Below are 850 nucleotides of genomic sequence, written 5' to 3' on the forward strand. Positions count from 1 at the left end.
TGCTCGCCGTCGTCGCCAAACTCGTGAGGGCCTGATGGAACTCGATCCGACGGAAACATTCCGGCAGGAAGCGTCCGAGCTGCTGGACTCACTCGAGAGCGTCCTGCTCGATCTCGGCCAGTCGCCGCAGAACCGCGACCTGATCGACGCCGCCTTCCGGGCGCTGCACACGATCAAGGGCTCGGGCGCCATGTTCGGCTTCGACAAGGTCGCGGCCTTCACCCATGATTTCGAGACCGCCTTCGACCTGATCCGCAAGGGCAAGATCGACGCGAACCACGAGATCGTCACGGTTTCCCTCTCGGCCCGCGACTACATCCGCACGCTGATCGAGGACCCCGACTCCACCGACCCGATCATCGGCGACGCGATCGTCGAGGAGCTGCAGCGCCTGATCGGCGCCGGCCCGGCCACGGCGAAGGAGGCAGGCCCCGCGGCCGAGAACGCCCCCGAAGCCGCGCCCGAGGCTCCCGCCTCCGCCGGCTGGCGTATCGAGATCGCCTTCGAGCCCGGCATCCTGCGCAACGGCACCAACCCGCTCGTCCTGCTCGACGATCTGCGCGCGCTCGGTCCCTGCACGGTCGAGGCCGACACGGCCGCGATCCCCGTCCTGGCCGACCTCGACCCCGAGACCTGCCTGATCACCTGGACGGTAACGCTGGAGAGCGCCTGCTCGCAGGACGAGATCGAGGACGTCTTCATGTTCGTCCGCGACGAGATGAAGCTCGTCATCACCCCTCTCGCTGCCGCCGGCCAGGCCGGTTTCGGCCTCGACATGTCGATGCCGGGCGAGGCGCCGGCCGCGGCTGCGGAGCCCGTCGCGAAGGCCGAGGCCGCGCCCGGCATCGAC

The 850-nt window shown here is 69.2% G+C and carries 1 protein-coding gene; it reads left to right on the forward strand.

Annotation, left to right across the window (positions count from 1 at the left end; translation table 11 throughout):
* Positions 1-34: 34 nt before the first annotated feature.
* Positions 35-850, forward strand: an 816-nt coding sequence (locus AX750_RS25055) for an Hpt domain-containing protein (RefSeq protein ID WP_197432865.1), incomplete at its 3' end; no start/stop codon positions are given.

The sequence above is a fragment of the Methylobacterium sp. CCH7-A2 genome, from assembly GCF_001557075.1.
Lineage (GTDB): Bacteria > Pseudomonadota > Alphaproteobacteria > Rhizobiales > Beijerinckiaceae > Allobosea > Allobosea massiliensis.